The organism is Fluviibacterium sp. S390, assembly GCF_049800695.1.
Taxonomy (GTDB): Bacteria; Pseudomonadota; Alphaproteobacteria; order Rhodobacterales; family Rhodobacteraceae; genus Meridianimarinicoccus.
Genome location: NZ_JBNAFN010000003.1, coordinates 73,988 through 88,208, shown reverse-complemented (window position 1 = coordinate 88,208; position 14,221 = coordinate 73,988). Strand labels below are relative to the sequence as shown.

General features: G+C 67.0%; 14 protein-coding genes. 9 read left to right on the top strand and 5 right to left on the bottom strand.

Annotated features, from left to right (window positions below):
* Nucleotides 1-120: 120 nt before the first annotated feature.
* From ACP15K_RS03685 to ACP15K_RS03650, 8 genes are all read left to right on the top strand, one after another.
* Nucleotides 121-1,098, top strand: coding sequence for an AAA family ATPase (locus ACP15K_RS03685; protein ID WP_424989834.1), 978 nt, complete (start codon nucleotides 121-123; stop codon nucleotides 1,096-1,098).
* 9 nt (nucleotides 1,099-1,107) lie between these two features.
* Entirely contained in the window at nucleotides 1,108-2,052 is a 945-nt protein-coding gene (locus ACP15K_RS03680) for a DUF58 domain-containing protein (protein ID WP_193140668.1), read from the top strand.
* Nucleotides 2,052-2,531 (top strand): DUF4381 domain-containing protein, encoded by a 480-nt coding sequence (locus ACP15K_RS03675; RefSeq protein WP_193140669.1) that lies wholly within the window; start codon nucleotides 2,052-2,054, stop codon nucleotides 2,529-2,531. The genes ACP15K_RS03680 and ACP15K_RS03675 overlap by 1 nt, the downstream gene beginning before the upstream one ends.
* Entirely contained in the window at nucleotides 2,528-3,511 is a 984-nt protein-coding gene (locus ACP15K_RS03670; RefSeq protein WP_193140670.1) for a VWA domain-containing protein, read from the top strand. The genes ACP15K_RS03675 and ACP15K_RS03670 overlap by 4 nt, the downstream gene beginning before the upstream one ends.
* Nucleotides 3,511-5,049, top strand: coding sequence for a VWA domain-containing protein (locus ACP15K_RS03665; protein ID WP_424989833.1), 1,539 nt, complete (start codon nucleotides 3,511-3,513; stop codon nucleotides 5,047-5,049). Before ACP15K_RS03670 ends, ACP15K_RS03665 begins: the two co-directional genes overlap by 1 nt.
* Nucleotides 5,050-5,093: 44 nt before the next feature.
* Nucleotides 5,094-6,371, top strand: coding sequence for a hypothetical protein (locus ACP15K_RS03660; protein ID WP_424989832.1), 1,278 nt, complete (start codon nucleotides 5,094-5,096; stop codon nucleotides 6,369-6,371).
* Between the two features lie 130 nt (nucleotides 6,372-6,501).
* Nucleotides 6,502-6,837, top strand: a complete 336-nt coding sequence (locus tag ACP15K_RS03655) for a hypothetical protein (protein WP_193140673.1) — start codon at nucleotides 6,502-6,504, stop codon at nucleotides 6,835-6,837.
* 67 nt (nucleotides 6,838-6,904) lie between these two features.
* The gene (locus tag ACP15K_RS03650) at nucleotides 6,905-7,069 is read left to right on the top strand and encodes a PLDc N-terminal domain-containing protein (RefSeq protein ID WP_193140674.1); all 165 of its coding nucleotides are present in this window, start codon (nucleotides 6,905-6,907) and stop codon (nucleotides 7,067-7,069) included.
* Between the two features lie 5 nt (nucleotides 7,070-7,074).
* Here the strand turns inward: ACP15K_RS03650 and ACP15K_RS03645 are convergent, their stop codons facing one another.
* The 5 genes from ACP15K_RS03645 to ACP15K_RS03625 form a co-directional block, all read right to left on the bottom strand.
* Nucleotides 7,075-7,689 (bottom strand): nucleoside triphosphate hydrolase, encoded by a 615-nt coding sequence (locus tag ACP15K_RS03645; protein WP_193140675.1) that lies wholly within the window; start codon nucleotides 7,687-7,689, stop codon nucleotides 7,075-7,077.
* A gap of 69 nt (nucleotides 7,690-7,758) precedes the next feature.
* Nucleotides 7,759-8,109: an ArsR/SmtB family transcription factor gene (locus ACP15K_RS03640; protein ID WP_193140768.1), complete on the bottom strand. Its 351-nt coding sequence runs from the start codon at nucleotides 8,107-8,109 to the stop codon at nucleotides 7,759-7,761.
* Nucleotides 8,110-8,361: 252 nt separating this feature from the next.
* A complete protein-coding gene (locus ACP15K_RS03635; protein WP_193140676.1) occupies nucleotides 8,362-9,333 on the bottom strand; it encodes a threonine ammonia-lyase in 972 nt (323 codons plus the stop codon).
* The gene (locus tag ACP15K_RS03630; RefSeq protein WP_424989831.1) at nucleotides 9,330-10,877 is read right to left on the bottom strand and encodes a haloacid dehalogenase type II; all 1,548 of its coding nucleotides are present in this window, start codon (nucleotides 10,875-10,877) and stop codon (nucleotides 9,330-9,332) included. The genes ACP15K_RS03635 and ACP15K_RS03630 overlap by 4 nt, the downstream gene beginning before the upstream one ends.
* A 29-nt stretch (nucleotides 10,878-10,906) precedes the next feature.
* Nucleotides 10,907-12,400, bottom strand: a complete 1,494-nt coding sequence (locus tag ACP15K_RS03625; protein ID WP_424989830.1) for a 2-isopropylmalate synthase — start codon at nucleotides 12,398-12,400, stop codon at nucleotides 10,907-10,909.
* A gap of 135 nt (nucleotides 12,401-12,535) precedes the next feature.
* Between ACP15K_RS03625 and ACP15K_RS03620 the strand changes: the two genes are divergently transcribed.
* Nucleotides 12,536-14,194, top strand: coding sequence for an NAD+ synthase (locus tag ACP15K_RS03620; RefSeq protein ID WP_424989829.1), 1,659 nt, complete (start codon nucleotides 12,536-12,538; stop codon nucleotides 14,192-14,194).
* Nucleotides 14,195-14,221: the final 27 nt, after the last annotated feature.

The following is a 14,221-nucleotide window of genomic DNA, read 5'->3' as shown; positions in this document are numbered from 1 at the left end:
GTTGCAACCGTCAGGCGCGGTGGTCCATGCTGCGGAAACGCCCGTCGTGATTTTGTCACGCAATCTTCGCGGGCTAGTTCGACCAGTGTTCCATCGAAACGACGATTGCAGGATTTGGCCATGACCGCGCTAGAACAGATCACCGCCCTTCAGGACCGCATGGGGCAGTCCATCATCGGCCAGACGGACGTGATCGAACGGTTGGTGATCGGGCTTCTGGCCAATGGCAACCTGTTGATCGAGGGCCTGCCCGGCCTTGCAAAAACCCGCGCGGTCAAGGCGATGGCCACGAACCTGGAGGCCGATTTCTCGCGCATCCAGTTCACGCCGGACCTGCTGCCGTCGGATGTCACTGGCACCGAGGTGTATCATCAGGGACCCGAAGGCAGCCAGTTCCGGTTCGAACAGGGGCCGATCTTCGCCAACATCGTGCTGGCGGACGAGATCAACCGCGCCCCGGCCAAGGTGCAGGCCGCCCTGCTGGAAGCGATGGAAGAGCGGCAGGTGACCGTTTCCGGCACGACCCACAAGATGCCGCCGCTGTTCATCGTGATGGCGACCCAGAACCCGATCGAACAGGAAGGCACCTATCCGCTGCCCGAGGCGCAGATGGACCGTTTCCTGATGCATGTGCAGGTGCTGTATCCGCCGGTCGAGGACGAGGTGGAGGTCATCCGCCTGGTGCGCGGCGAGGAACAGGCTGCATCTTCCGGAGACGCCACCACCCCGCCGGACGCCATCCCGCAGCAGGCGGTGTTCGACGCGCGGGCCGAGATCGGGCGCATCCATGTGTCCGATGCGATGGATCGCTACATGGCCGACCTGGTGCAGGCCAGCCGCACGCCCGCCGCCCTGTCCGAGGATCTGGCGCGCTGGATCGAGATCGGCGCCAGTCCGCGCGGCAGCCTCGCGCTGGACAAATGCGCCCGCGCCCATGCCTGGCTGAAGCAGCGCGACTATGTCGATCCGGCGGATGTGCGCGCCATCGTGCATGACGTCTTCCGCCACCGGATTGCGCTGTCTTTCGAGGCGCAGGGCGAAGGCAAGACCACCGACGATGTGGTCGATGAAATCGTGTCCCTCGTGGCGCTGCCCTGAGGCCGGATCATGCCCGAGGTGCCGCGCAAGACCGACCCGCGTATCCATACGGACCTGCAGCATTTGCGCCGGCTGGCAGGATCGGCGCGCGCGCTGTCGTTTCTGCCGCGCCAACCGGCCCGATCCGCGTTCAACGGCCGCCATGCCTCGCGCCTGCGGGGCCGGGGGCTGAACTTCGAGGAATTGCGCAACTACCAGGTGGGTGACGACCCGCGCACCATCGACTGGAAAGTCACCGCCCGCACCGGCGAGCCGCATGTGCGGGTCTACACCGAAGAGCGCGACCGCCCGGCGCTGTTGCTGGTCGATCAGCGCATGTCGATGTTCTATGGCACGCAACTCAACATGAAATCGGTGACAGCGGCAGAAGCGGCGGCGCTGGCGGCCTACCGGATCCGCGCGCAGGGCGACCGGGTCGGCGGCGTCATCTTCTCGGATGATGCGGTGGCCGAATTGCGGCCGCGGGCGTCGAACCTTGCGCTCAACCGCTTCATCGCGACCCTGTCCGAGGCGAATTGCCGGTTGCGGGCGGATCTGGATGTGCCGGTGTCGATGCCGCTGAACCGTCCGCTGGAGGCGGCGGCGCGCATTGCCACGACGGGCAACCTGATCCTCGTGTTCTCGGATTTTGGCGAGGTGGATGATCAGACCGAACGGCTTGTGCGGCGGCTGGCCCAGCACAACGACGTGATCCTGTTCCCGGTCACCGATCCCACCGGCACCCGGCTGCCCGACGATTTCCGCATCGTTGCCTCGGATGGCCAGTTGCAGGTGGAGCTGGACAGCGCGGACAGCAACATCAGGCACCGGGTGGAAGAGGCCTTCGGCGCGCGGGTCAACCGCGCGATCGGCTGGACCCGCACCTATGGCATCCCGGTGCTGCCGCTGAGCGCGGGGCGCGAAACCCTGCCGCAACTGCTGGATCTCATGGGGCTGCCGGGAGGGCGACGCTGATGGCAGAAACCCCCGACACCGAGGGCAAGAACCTTGTCGAGATGCTCGACATGCTCAAGCCGATCCCCGAACCCGAACCGATCTCGATGATCCCGGCGACACAGGGCTGGATCTGGCTGTCGCTTGCGGTGCTGGCCGCGCTTGTCTGGCTGAGTTGGCGGGCAGCGCGGCACTGGCAGGCCAATGCCTATCGTCGTGCTGCGCTGAACGAGCTGGAGGCTGCGGGCGATGACCCGGCAAAGGTGGCCGACATCCTGCGTCGCGCCGCGCTGGCCGCCTATCCCCGCCGCAAGGTGGTCGGGTTGCTGGGGCAGGACTGGCTGGCGTTCCTGTCCGAAACCTGTCCGGGGACCAGCTTTTCAGGAGATGCGGGCGCAATCCTGCTGCAGGCACCGTGGCGGGACACGCCGCCCGATCCGCGCGTGACCGGTCTGGCCCGGCACTGGGTGAAGGCGCATCGCCGGGAGGCCTCGGCATGAGCTACTCCTTCGCCTTCCCCTGGGCGGTTCTGTTGCTGCCGCTGCCCTGGCTGGTCTGGCGGTTCGCGCCCCGCTATCGCCACCAGACGACCGCGGTTCGGATCCCGTTCTTCCGGCAGATAACCGAGGCGGCGGGGCTGGACCCCAAGCCCGGTGCGTTGGTGCTGCGGCGCGCCCGGATCCAGATGATCACCGCGATCCTGTGCTGGGGGCTGTTGGTGCTCGGCCTCGCCCGCCCCGAACAGTTGGGCCAGAAGATCACCGTGGAAAAGGCAGCGCGCGACATGGTGCTGGCCGTGGACATTTCCGGGTCGATGGATGCCCGCGACATGGAAGGTCCGGACGGCACGCAGGCGCAGCGCCTGCAGGTGGTCAAGGATGTGGTCGGCGACTTCATCGAAGCCCGCGACGGAGATCGTATCGCGCTGATCGTCTTTGGCAGCCGCGCCTTCGTTCAGACGCCCTTCACCGAGGATCTCGTCTCGGTGCGCGAATTGCTTGACGGTACGACCGTGGGCATGGCCGGGCCGGACACGGCCATCGGCGATGCCATCGGCCTGTCGATCCGCACCTTCGAGACCTCGGAGGTTGAACAGCGCCTGCTTGTGCTGCTGTCCGACGGGGCCGATACCTCCAGCCGCATGTCGCCTGTGAACGCCGCCGAGATCGCGCAGCAGCAGGGGGTGCGGATCTTTACCATCGGCGTTGGCAATCCCGAGGGCGCGGGCGAGGACAAGGTCGATCTTCAGGCCCTGGAAGACATCGCGCAGCGTGCCGACGGGGCCTTCTACTATGCCACCGACGGGGCCGGATTGCAGGAGATCTATGCCGAGATCGACCGTCTGAACCCGCGTGTCACGGAAACCGTCAACTTCCAGCCCAAGCGACCCCTGGCCTGGATCGCCTTTGCCCTGGCGGTGGTCATTGCCACGCTGACCCTGCTTTGGCTGCAACTGTCCACATCGCGGAGGGCGGCGTGATGGCGGCGTTTCTCGATGCGCTTGCGGCGCTGCACCTGTTGCGCCCGCTGTGGCTTCTGGCCCTGCTGCCCATCGCCGCGCTGTGGTGGCGCGCCCGACGCGGGACGGCGACAACCACCACCGCCCCCTCGCGCGGGATTGCCCCGCATCTGGCCGAGGCGCTGATTGTGGGCGATACCGGACGACGGCGGGTGCAGCCCATCGACGGGGTCGCGGCCTGTCTGGTGCTGCTGACGCTGGCGGCCGCCGGCCCGACGTGGAGCCGGGTGCCGAACCCGCTGCTGGCCCAGACCGCGCCGATGGTGGTGGCCTTGGAGGTCAGCCGCTCGATGGAGGCGCCGGATCTGCCGCCCAACCGGCTGGACCGGGCCAAGTTCAAGATCCTCGATCTGGTGGAACGCCGCGCCGGGGCCCGCACCGCGCTGATTGCCTATTCCGGCACCGCCCATCGTGTCGCACCGCTGACCGAAGATCCGAATATCCTGCGGTCGATGCTGGAGTCGCTCACGCCCGAAGTCATGCCCGAAGAAGGCGACAATGCCACCGCGGCGCTGACGCTGGCGGGCGCCGAACTGGCGAAATCCGAAACTCCCGGCGCCATTCTGTTCGTTCTGGACGAGTTGAGCGAGGCCGATGTGAGCGCCTTCCGCGACGCACAGGCCGAGGAAACGCCGATCCTGTTCCTGGTGGCCGCACCAGACGGCAGCCCGCGCGGCGCACTGGATCAACTGGACGGCGCGACGGTCGTGCAACTGACCGCTGATGACACGGACCTGAAGGCCATCGACAGCGCCGCGGCCTCGGCCTATCGCGCCGCCCTGCTGGGGGACGAGCGGTTGGACTGGGACGATCGCGGCTGGATTCTGGCATGGCTGGCGATGCCGCTTCTGCTGCTGTGGTTCCGGCGGGGCTGGACCATGCGGTGGGCGCTGGTTGTCGGGCTGGCCACTGGTCTGACCGCCCCCGGTCCGGCGCAGGCCGATGTGGTGGACTGGTTCTTCACCCCCGACCAGCAGGGGATGCAGGCCTATCGCGCCACACGGTTTTCCGACGCCGCCGCGCTGTTCCAAAATCCGATGTGGCGCGGCCTGTCACTGTTCCGCGCGGGCCAGTATCCGGAAGCCGCCGATCTCTATTCGCGGCTGGACACGCCCGAGGCGGCCTTTGCCGAGGGCATGGCGCGGACCCGCAACCGCGAATACCGGCCCGCCATCGCGGCCTATGAGAAAGCCTTGCAACTGCGCCCTGATTTTCCTCAGGCCGAATGGAACCTCGCGGTGACACGCGCCATTCTGGAGTTTGTCGAGACCGCCCGCGAGGAAAGCGATACGGGCGAGGACTCCGGCATCGGGGCGGACGACGTGGTCTTCGACAACGAGGCCAACCGGGGTGCCGACACCCAGACCGATTTTTCCGAGGAAGACGCCGCGCCGGAGTTCCAGACCACCGAGCAATGGATGCGGTCGGTCGATACAGACATGGGCGATTTCCTGCGAACCCGATTCCTGCAGGAAAACGCGGCGGGAGCGCGCGAATGATCCTTGTGCCGTCATTCCCCCGCCACCGGTCGCAGGGACGCCTGTTGTCCTTGATCGCCGTGGCGCTGGCTCTCGCGTCTCCAACCGCCCTGGTTGCGCAAGATGACACGGTCACCGTCCCGGCACCCGCCGAGGCCGTGCAACCGCAGGTCACTGCAGAGCTGACCCCGGACACTGCCGTCGTGGGACAGCCTCTGGTGCTGCGGATCAAGGTGCTGGTGCCGACATGGTTGCCCGATCCGCCCGGTTTCCCGGCGTTGGATGTGCCCAATGTGATCGTGCGCCTGCCCGAGGGGGCTTCGGGGCCGATCAGCGAATCCGTGGGGGGCGAAACGTGGTCCGGCGTCAGCCGCGCCTATCGGCTCTATCCCATGGTGCCCGGCGAGGTCAGCCTGCCGGCCCAGACCATCACGGTGACCTACGCCGACCCGGACACCTCGGCCCCTGTGACGTTCGAGGCCAGCCTCGATCCGGTCCGTTTCACCGCGACCGTACCCGAGGGGGCCGCCGGGCTTGATCCCCTGATCCTTGCCAGCGGCCTGACGCTGGAACAGAACATCGAAGGCGCGGACGGCCCATTGAGCGAAGGCGATGCGGCCAGCCGCAGCGTGACGGCGAAAATCTCCGGCACCTCGGCGCTGTTCATCCCCTCGCTGATCCCGCCCGTCGAGTCCGAGGCGGTGCGGGCCTATCCCAAGGATCCCAGCATCGCGAAGGCCTCTGACCGGGGCGTGTTGTCGGGCAGCCGGACGGAAACCGTCAGCTATGTCGCGCAATACGGGGGCAGTGTCGAGTTGCCGCCGATCTCGATCGACTGGTTCAACACCGAAACCGGAACGGTGGAAACCGCGCAGCTTGAGGGCGTGACCCTGGAAGTGGACGCGCCGGGACCGCCGGTGGCCGCACGATTTTCGCCGCGCCAGATCGCCTTGCTGGTGGGCGGGGCGATCCTGCTGCTGCTGGCGGCGCAGGGGATCCGCCTGTACGCGCTGCCGCCGCTGCGCCGCCTTCGGGACAAGAGAAAGGCCGCGTGGGAAGCCAGCGAAGCCTATGCCGCACGGCAGGTCCGTCAGGCCATCGCGCAGAAGGATCTTGCCGCCACCCATCGTGCGCTTGCCACCTGGGCCGACCGATGTCCGGGACACGCCGCGCAGGATCTTGAGAACGCCTTGGCCGGGATCGGGGCGGGCCGCTATCGTGACGCGCCCGACACCGGCGGGGACTGGTTAGCGGTGTCGTCGGCCTTCCAGGCCGACCGCCAGCGACGCCTTGCCGGTGCCAGCCATCGTGTCGAGGCGCTGCCGCCGCTCAATCCGGGCTAGGGGCGGCAGGCCGCAAGCCGACTGTCCCGGCCCGCGCGCCGTCGATATCCGGGTTCCGGAATGCCCGCCCTGACCCGATGCTCCGGGCATGTTAACCTCTGTCAAAGGGCATCAAGGCGGGAGGGGCACCATGCAGATCGTCATTGGCTACGGCAGCGCGCTGCTTTGTGCGCTTGTGGTGATCTTCGGGGACACGTTGATCAAGCTGACTGCGGATCAGGGACAACCGTTGCACGCGCCGGCCGGACTGGCCGGGCTGTCGCTTTATGTCCTGTCGGGGATATTCTGGTTTCTGGCCGTGCAACAGATATCGCTGGGGCAGGCGGGGGTGGCTTTTGCCATGTTCAGCCTGCTGGCGCTTTGCGTCATCGGCGCAGTGGTCTTTGACGAGCCTGTGGCCTGGCGCGAAGTGGCGGGCATCGGCTGTGCGCTGGCCGCCCTGCTGCTGATGGTGCGCGTTGCCTGATTTCTGACCGCGACAGCCGGGCCGTGTAGCGCTAGACTGAAGGTGAAATTTCCAAGGGAGACGTCACATGGAAGCCATTCTCGGCCTTCTCATCCTCATTGCGGATGTTTACGCGATCGTGAAAATCCTCCAGTCCGGTGCCACCGGCCTGCAAAAGATCATCTGGGTGCTGGTGGTCGCGATCCTGCCTGTCATCGGCCTGATCATCTGGTATTTCGCCGGGCCGAAGTAGGGTCCTCAGACCACCAGATCGGCGGGCAGGCGGGACGCGAGTGTGCGGCGGGCGTTGGGCAGGTCGTTGGCCTCGGCCCGCGCCTCGGCGGCATCGGGGGCCAGACCGTGATCGCGCCAGCGCGTGATCAGCCGGGTGCGCAGGACGGCTTCGTCCGGGGCGGTCCAGACCGAAAAGTCCCACAGGTCCGTCAGCGCCCGCCAGGGGTCGGCGTCGAACAGCAGGTAGTTGCCTTCGACCACGGCAATCCGATGCTGCGGTTCCACCTCGATCGCCCCGGCGACCGACAGGTCACGGGACCGGTCAAAGCTGGGCAGGATGACCGAAGGCTCGGTTTTCAGGCGCCCGATGGCGTGGCAGAACCCCGCCGCGTCAAAGGTCTCGGGCGCGCCCTTGCGGGGCAGCAATCCGCGACGTTCCAGCACTCGGTTGTCCAGATGAAACCCGTCCATCGGCACCAGTATGGCCTCTGGCCCCAGATGGTCCACCAACGCCTCGGAGACCGTGGATTTTCCGGATGCGGGCGGGCCGGCGATGGCCACCAGCAACCGTTGCGCCCGGGCGGGCGTCGGCAGTCGGTTGGCAATGGTCTGGGCTAGGTCCCGGGGGGAGGGCGACATGGCATGCGATCTTTCCTGCGGCGCCTCACACGGTGGGCGTCGTTGTCATCCAGGGCCGCGCGGGCGAAGTCAGTCGGCGTCCGACGCGCAGAACATGTCGTAGAGAAGCCCGATCATCCGCTCGGCCCGTTCGTCGCCCAGCGAATAGTAGATGGTCTTGCCATCCCGGCGCGAGCGCACAAGCCCTTCCATCCGCAGGCGCGCCAATTGCTGGCTGACCGCCGCCTGACGTTGGCCCAGGAGCTTTTCAAGCTCGGTCACCGATCTCTCGCCCGAATTGAGATGGCACAGGATCAGCAGCCGGCCTTCATGGGCCAGCGCCTTGAGGAAAGCCGCAGCATGGGCGGAATGGGTCGCCATTTCCGGCGGCAACGGATCCCCGTTGCCAATATCGATTTCGACTGACGCGAGTTTGTTCATAACGCTCACGTGACCTTTCTGTTCCTGCACATACGCCACCACGCCGCCCGATCTGCCCCGTTTACGGTCTTCGCCAGAACGTCCGATCTGGACAGGCAGCCCTGCCGCAGGCATTCCTGACGGCACATTCTTTCGAAACTATGGGTCGCGGGAAAAACCTATCGGTGCAGCGGTATAAAACGCTCGAAGTGAATATAAACACTTCTTGACCACTTGACAATCACTGCGCCCAACGGGCTGGGCAGCGGCTGATCAGGGGATCGCCGCGACCGCATGGGCCAGGATCTCCGGATCGGCATTGCCGCCCGTGGCCACCGCAATCACCGGATCCGCGCCAAGATCTGCACCGCGATGCAGGGCGGCGGCCAATGCCACCGCGCCGCCTGGCTCCACCACGATCTTCAGGTGCCGCAGGGCGACCGCCATCGCGGTCAGGGCCTCGGCATCGCTGACCGTCAGGCCGGGTCCGCACAGACGTTGCAGGATCGGGAAGGTCAGGTCGCCGGGTTGGGGTGTGACGATGGCATCACAGATGCTGGTGCTGCCGGGGGCATTGCCAAGGATTTCACCAGCGGCCAGCGACCGGGTGACATCGTCGAAAGCCGCGGGTTCGACCGGGCGCACGCGCAGGCTGGGGGCCTGCTGTTCCAGCGCCAGCGCGATGCCCGAGGTCAGCCCGCCGCCGCCGCAACACACCAGAACCTGGCCGGTGGTGACGCCCGCCGCGCGCGCCTGTTCGGCCAGTTCCAGCCCGCAGGTGCCCTGTCCGGCGATTACCTCGGGCTCGTCATAAGGGCGCACCAGCCGCAGGTCGCGGGTTGCGGCCAGATGCGCGCCGATCTCTTCGCGGCTTTCGTTCCAGCGGTCGTAAAGCACGACCTCGGCCCCGTAGGCGCGGGTGCCCTCGACCTTGGCGCGCGGAGCATCCGAAGGCATCACGATCACCGCCGGCAGCCCGGCTTCCTGCGCGGCGCGGGCCACACCCTGGGCATGGTTGCCCGAGGAATAGGCGATAATGCCGGAACAGCCGCCTTCGGCAGCGATGGCAGTCACGGCGGATTTTGCGCCCCGATACTTGAACGAGCCAGTGTGTTGCAGGCATTCGGCCTTCACCAGCACCCGGCGACCGGCCAGGTCGTTGAGCTGCGGCGATTCCAGCAGCGGGGTGCGGCGCAGGAACGGGCGGATGCGGGCCTCGGCGGCGGCAATGGCGTCGGGGGTCATGACAACCTGTCGATGAACTGGGACAGGGCGCGCCGGGCTTCGGGTTCATCCAGAAACGGCACATGGCCGCGCCGGGGCACCTCGGCATGGATCATGTCGGGGCGGCGACGGCGCATTTCGGCGGCGGTTTTGGCGGGCAGAATGTCCGAATGCTCGCCCCGGATCAGGGCCAGCGGCAAATCGGCGAAGGCATCGAAGAACGGCCATAGATCCTGCACATCGCCGGTGGCCGATTGCTCGATCACCGCGTCGCGCAGCTTGGCGTCATAGCGGATGCGCAACCCGTCGTCGGTCTGGGTCCAGATCCGTTCGGCGTGCAGCCGCCAGCGGGCGCGCGGCACGCCGGGAAACCGGGCGGCGGTGGTCTTGACCAGCGCGTCGGCGGCCTCGTCATAGGTCTGGAACGTGGGTTCGATGCCGAGATAGCCGAAGATGAAAGCCAGCCCCTCGGGGTCGATCTCGGGGCCGATGTCGTTCAGGCAGACGCCGGTCAGGCGGTCCTTGTGGGTGACGGCCAGCGTCAGCGCGATCAGCCCCCCGCGCGAGGTGCCCAGGATCGCCGCCTTGTCGAGGCCAAGGTGATCCAGCAGGTCCAGCGCGTCCTGCCCTTCGCGGCCAAGATTGTAGTTCAGATAGGTCGGATCATGATCCGACTGGCCGCGCCCGCGGGTGTCCAGCCGGATGATCCGGGCGCGATCCGCGAAGTCGCGCGCGACAAAGTCAAAATCCGCCATGTTGCGGGTCAGCCCGCACAGGCACAACAGGGCCGGGCCGTCGCCCTCGTCCCGATAGGCCAGTTTCAGCCCGTCCGAGGCGGTGAAATATTGCGGTTCGGGATGCAGGTCGGGGCGGGTGAAGCGGCCCGAGGCCAGCAGGTCGGGAATGCGGCTCAGGTCGGGCTCGATGGCGGCGGGCGGCTCAGGGAGCCGATCCAGCGGCTGGCCCATGCGGTTGACCCAGAGGGTCTGGAACCCATAGGCCGTCGCACTGCACACATCCCAGCCGTTCGACGAGACGAACAGCACCTCGTCGGCGCGTGTGCCCAGTTGATCCCGCACAAGGTCATAGACCGCCGCGTCGGGCTTGAAGACGCCGCAGCTTTCCACCGACAGCCCCCCGTCCAGCAAGCCTTCAAGGCTGGCGGAGCTCACCGCCCCCTCCAGCATCTCGGGGGAGCCGTTGGACAGGATCGCCGTGGTCAGCCCTTCGGCCTTGAGCCGTTGCAGCAGGTCCGGCACCTCGGGGTAGGCGTCCAATTCCCAATACAGGGCCAGCAGGCGGGCGCGCAGTTCCTCGCCTTGCAGCCCGTTGGCCTCCATCGCCCAGTCCAACCCGTCCTGCGTGACCTCCCAGAATGGGGTGTGATTGCCGGTGACGGCGCGCAGCCAGGAATACTCCAACTGCTTGGCGCGCCAGTCGCGGGCCAGCGCCTGCCAGACCGGGGCCAGTTGCGGGAACTCGGGCGACTGCGCGGCGGTGCGGGCGGCGGCGGTCACGTCGAACAGCGTGCCATAGGCGTCGAAGACGACAGTGGTGATGGGCATGAGATGTCCTTTCGCGGGCGCGGCGCGCTTTATTGCGGGTCCGTTACGGGGGTGCTGTCGGGTGCGGCGTCGGGGGCAGGGGTGGCCTCAGGCGCAGGCTCCGGCGCGGGAAGGGTCTCGCCCTCGATCATCACGCCGTTGCGCCACAGGCCGGTCAGCACCTCGCCCGAGGCGTAGGTCAGCGTGCCCTGTCCCTCGCGCTTGCCGTCCACCAGCGCGCCCTCATAGACATCGCCCGAGGCATAGGTCACCCGGCCCTCGCCGGTGATGGCGCCATCCTGCCAGACCCCGTCATAGATCACGCCATCGGCGCTTTCCCAGCGGCCGGGACCGTGGAACTGATCGTTGCGGAAGGTGCCGGAATAGCGTGAGCCGTCGGGATAGGTGACCTCGCCCGCGCCGTCGCGCACGCCGGCGTCCCAGCCGCCGGCATAGCGATAGCCGTCGGGGCCGGTCAGGGTTCCCTGGCCCTGCGGCACACCGGCCTGAAAGCTGCCCTCGTAGACCACGCCGCTGGCATAGCGGCTGGCCCCCTGACCGTTGATCTCGCCTGCCCGCCAGTCGCCCTCGTAGACATCGCCATTGGCATAGGTGACGCGGCCCGCGCCGTGCGGCAGGTTGTTGTCGAACGTCCCTTCATAGACCGAGCCATCGGGATAGGTCAGCCGACCCTGGCCGTGATGGGTGCCCGCCACCCATTCGCCATCGTAGCGATAGCCATCGGTGCCGATGAAGGTGCCTGTGCCGTTGCGCTCGTCCGCGACGAAGGCACCTTCGTAGATGTCGCTGTTGGCATAGGTCATCTTGCCGTTGCCCGACCGCTGGCCCTGCACCAGCACGCCTTCGTAGACGTCGCCGTTGACATAGGTGACGCGGCCAAAGCCGTTCATCTGGTCATCGATCCAGGCGCCGTCATAGGTGAACCCGTCGGGCATGGTCAGCAGCCCGCTGCCATTGCGCTTGTCCGACCGCATCTCGCCCTCATAGCGGGCGCCGTCGGGGAAGGTGATGGTGGCGCTGCCGCTGCGCTTTCCCGCCTCCCAACCGCCGTCGTAGACATAGCCGTCGGGGCGGGTCCAGGTGCCGGTGCCGTGGCGCTGGTTGTTCTCGAAGGTGCCGATATAGACCGACCCGTCAGCGTAGGTGGCCGTGGCCTCGCCGCTGAGCGCGCCCTCGACCCATGTGCCGATAATGACCGATCCGTCCAGCAGCGCCACCTGGCCGGTGCCCTGCGGCAGGCCAGAGACGACCTCGCCCTCGTAGATGCTGCCATCGACGAATTTCGTGGTGCCGGTGCCGGTGCGCTCGCCATCGGCCCAGCTGCCGTCGTACTCATAGCCGTTGGGCAGGGTATAGCGGCCCAGTCCATGGGGCTTGCCATTTTTCATGGTGCCTTCGTAGACGCCGCCGTTGGTATACTGCTGCGTCACCACCGGACCCAGATCCTGCGCCGCGACCGCAATTGCGACCAGTGCCGCCAGTGCCGTTGCCGCTAATGCCCGTACCGCGCGTTTCCGCCCCATCATGACCTGCCTGCCTTCCCGGTTCTCGTGCCCAAGTGCTAGATCATCGCGCGGGGTGGAGCAACATGCCCGGATCAGGCGCTTCCCCTTACCGCGCCGGCAATTTAAGGAAGGAGCAAGAGCAGGAGACCGCCCATGCCGCAGACCTTTCGCCTGACCCTGGCCCAGATGAACCCCAGCCTTGGCGCGCTGGACGACAACGCCGCCCTTGCGCGGCAGGCGTGGGAGGCCGGCTGCGAGGCGGGGGCCGACATGGTGGCGCTGCCCGAGATGTTCCTGTCGGGCTATCAGACGCAGGACCTGGTGAAGAAACCGGCCTTCGTGGCCGATTGCATGGCCACGCTTGAAACGCTGGCACGCGATCTGACCGGCGGACCGGCGCTGGCCATCGGGGCACCCTGGATGGCCGAGGGCAAGTTGTATAACGGCTATCACGTTCTGAAGGACGGCCACGTTGTGGCGCGGGTGTTCAAGCACGAACTGCCCAATTCGGCCGTGTTCGACGAAATGCGGCTGTATTCCTCGGGCGCGATTTCCGGCCCCTACCGGATCGGACCGCTGCGCATCGGCTCGCCCATCTGCGAGGACGCCTGGCACCCGGATGTGGCCGAGGCCCAGGCCGAAAGCGGCGCCGAGATCCTGCTGGTGCCCAACGGCTCTCCCTATCATCGCGAAAAATATGACGAACGCCTGAACCACATGGTGGCCCGCACCATCGAGACCGGGCTGCCGATCATCTATCTGAACATGGTCGGCGGGCAGGATGACCAGGTCTTCGACGGCGGCAGCTTCGGGCTGAACCCCGGTGGTGTGCTGGCCTTCCAGATGCCGCTGTTCGACACTTCGATCACCCATGTGGATCTGGAAGAAACCCCCGCCGGCTGGCGCATCCTTGAAGGCGACCGCCCGACGCGGCCCGACAGCCTTGCGCAGGACTACCACGCCATGGTCATCGGCCTGCGGGACTATCTGGCCAAAAGCGGCTTTTCCAAGGTGCTGCTGGGCCTGTCGGGGGGCATCGACTCGGCGCTGGTCGCGGCCATCGCCGCCGATGCGCTTGGCCCCGAAAACGTGCGCTGCGTGATGCTGCCGTCGCGCTATACCTCGCAGACCTCGCTTCAGGATGCGGCGGGCGTGGCGACCGGGCTGGGCTGTCGTCTGGATGACTTGCCGATCTCGGGCCCGGTCGATGCGGCAACCGAAACGCTGATGCCGCTGTTCGAAGGCACCCAGCCCGACCTGACCGAGGAAAACCTGCAATCGCGGATGCGCGGCCTGCTGCTGATGGCCCTGTCCAACAAGTTCGGCGAAATGCTGCTGACCACCGGCAACAAGTCCGAGGTCGCGGTGGGCTATGCCACGATCTATGGCGACATGGCGGGCGGCTATAACCCGATCAAGGATCTCTACAAGACCCGCGTCTTTGCCATGTGCCGCTGGCGCAATGCCAACCACGCGCCGTGGATGCTGGCCCCGGCGGGCGAGGTCATCCCGCCCCGCGTCATCGACAAGCCGCCCTCGGCCGAATTGCGCGACGACCAGAAGGACGAGGACAGCCTGCCCCCCTATGAGGTGCTGGACCGCATCCTGGAAATGCTGGTGGACGAGGATGCCTCGGTCGCCGAGGTGGTGGCGGCAGGCTTTGACCGCGAAACCGTCAAGCGGGTCGAGCATCTGCTCTACATCAGCGAATACAAGCGCCACCAGGCCGCCCCCGGCGTGCGCCTGTCAAAACGCGCCTTCTGGCTGGATCGCCGCTATCCCATCGTCAACCGGTGGCGCGACAAGGGCTGACGGGGCGCGCCGTGGCGCAATTGCGCA

Excerpts from the sequence above, each read along its gene's own strand:
- ACP15K_RS03625 (WP_424989830.1), bottom strand. The coding sequence starts at position 12,400 with ATGGGGCGGAAACGCGCGGTACGGGCATTAGCGGCAACGGCACTGGCG.
- ACP15K_RS03685 (WP_424989834.1), top strand. The coding sequence starts at position 121 with ATGACCGCGCTAGAACAGATCACCGCCCTTCAGGACCGCATGGGGCAG.
- ACP15K_RS03670 (WP_193140670.1), top strand. The coding sequence starts at position 2,528 with ATGAGCTACTCCTTCGCCTTCCCCTGGGCGGTTCTGTTGCTGCCGCTG.
- ACP15K_RS03665 (WP_424989833.1), top strand. The coding sequence starts at position 3,511 with ATGGCGGCGTTTCTCGATGCGCTTGCGGCGCTGCACCTGTTGCGCCCG.
- ACP15K_RS03630 (WP_424989831.1), bottom strand. The coding sequence starts at position 10,877 with ATGCCCATCACCACTGTCGTCTTCGACGCCTATGGCACGCTGTTCGAC.
- ACP15K_RS03680 (WP_193140668.1), top strand. The coding sequence starts at position 1,108 with ATGCCCGAGGTGCCGCGCAAGACCGACCCGCGTATCCATACGGACCTG.
- ACP15K_RS03650 (WP_193140674.1), top strand. The coding sequence starts at position 6,905 with ATGGAAGCCATTCTCGGCCTTCTCATCCTCATTGCGGATGTTTACGCG.
- ACP15K_RS03645 (WP_193140675.1), bottom strand. The coding sequence starts at position 7,689 with ATGTCGCCCTCCCCCCGGGACCTAGCCCAGACCATTGCCAACCGACTG.
- ACP15K_RS03675 (WP_193140669.1), top strand. The coding sequence starts at position 2,052 with ATGGCAGAAACCCCCGACACCGAGGGCAAGAACCTTGTCGAGATGCTC.
- ACP15K_RS03635 (WP_193140676.1), bottom strand. The coding sequence starts at position 9,333 with ATGACCCCCGACGCCATTGCCGCCGCCGAGGCCCGCATCCGCCCGTTC.
- ACP15K_RS03640 (WP_193140768.1), bottom strand. The coding sequence starts at position 8,109 with ATGAACAAACTCGCGTCAGTCGAAATCGATATTGGCAACGGGGATCCG.
- ACP15K_RS03655 (WP_193140673.1), top strand. The coding sequence starts at position 6,502 with ATGCAGATCGTCATTGGCTACGGCAGCGCGCTGCTTTGTGCGCTTGTG.
- ACP15K_RS03620 (WP_424989829.1), top strand. The coding sequence starts at position 12,536 with ATGCCGCAGACCTTTCGCCTGACCCTGGCCCAGATGAACCCCAGCCTT.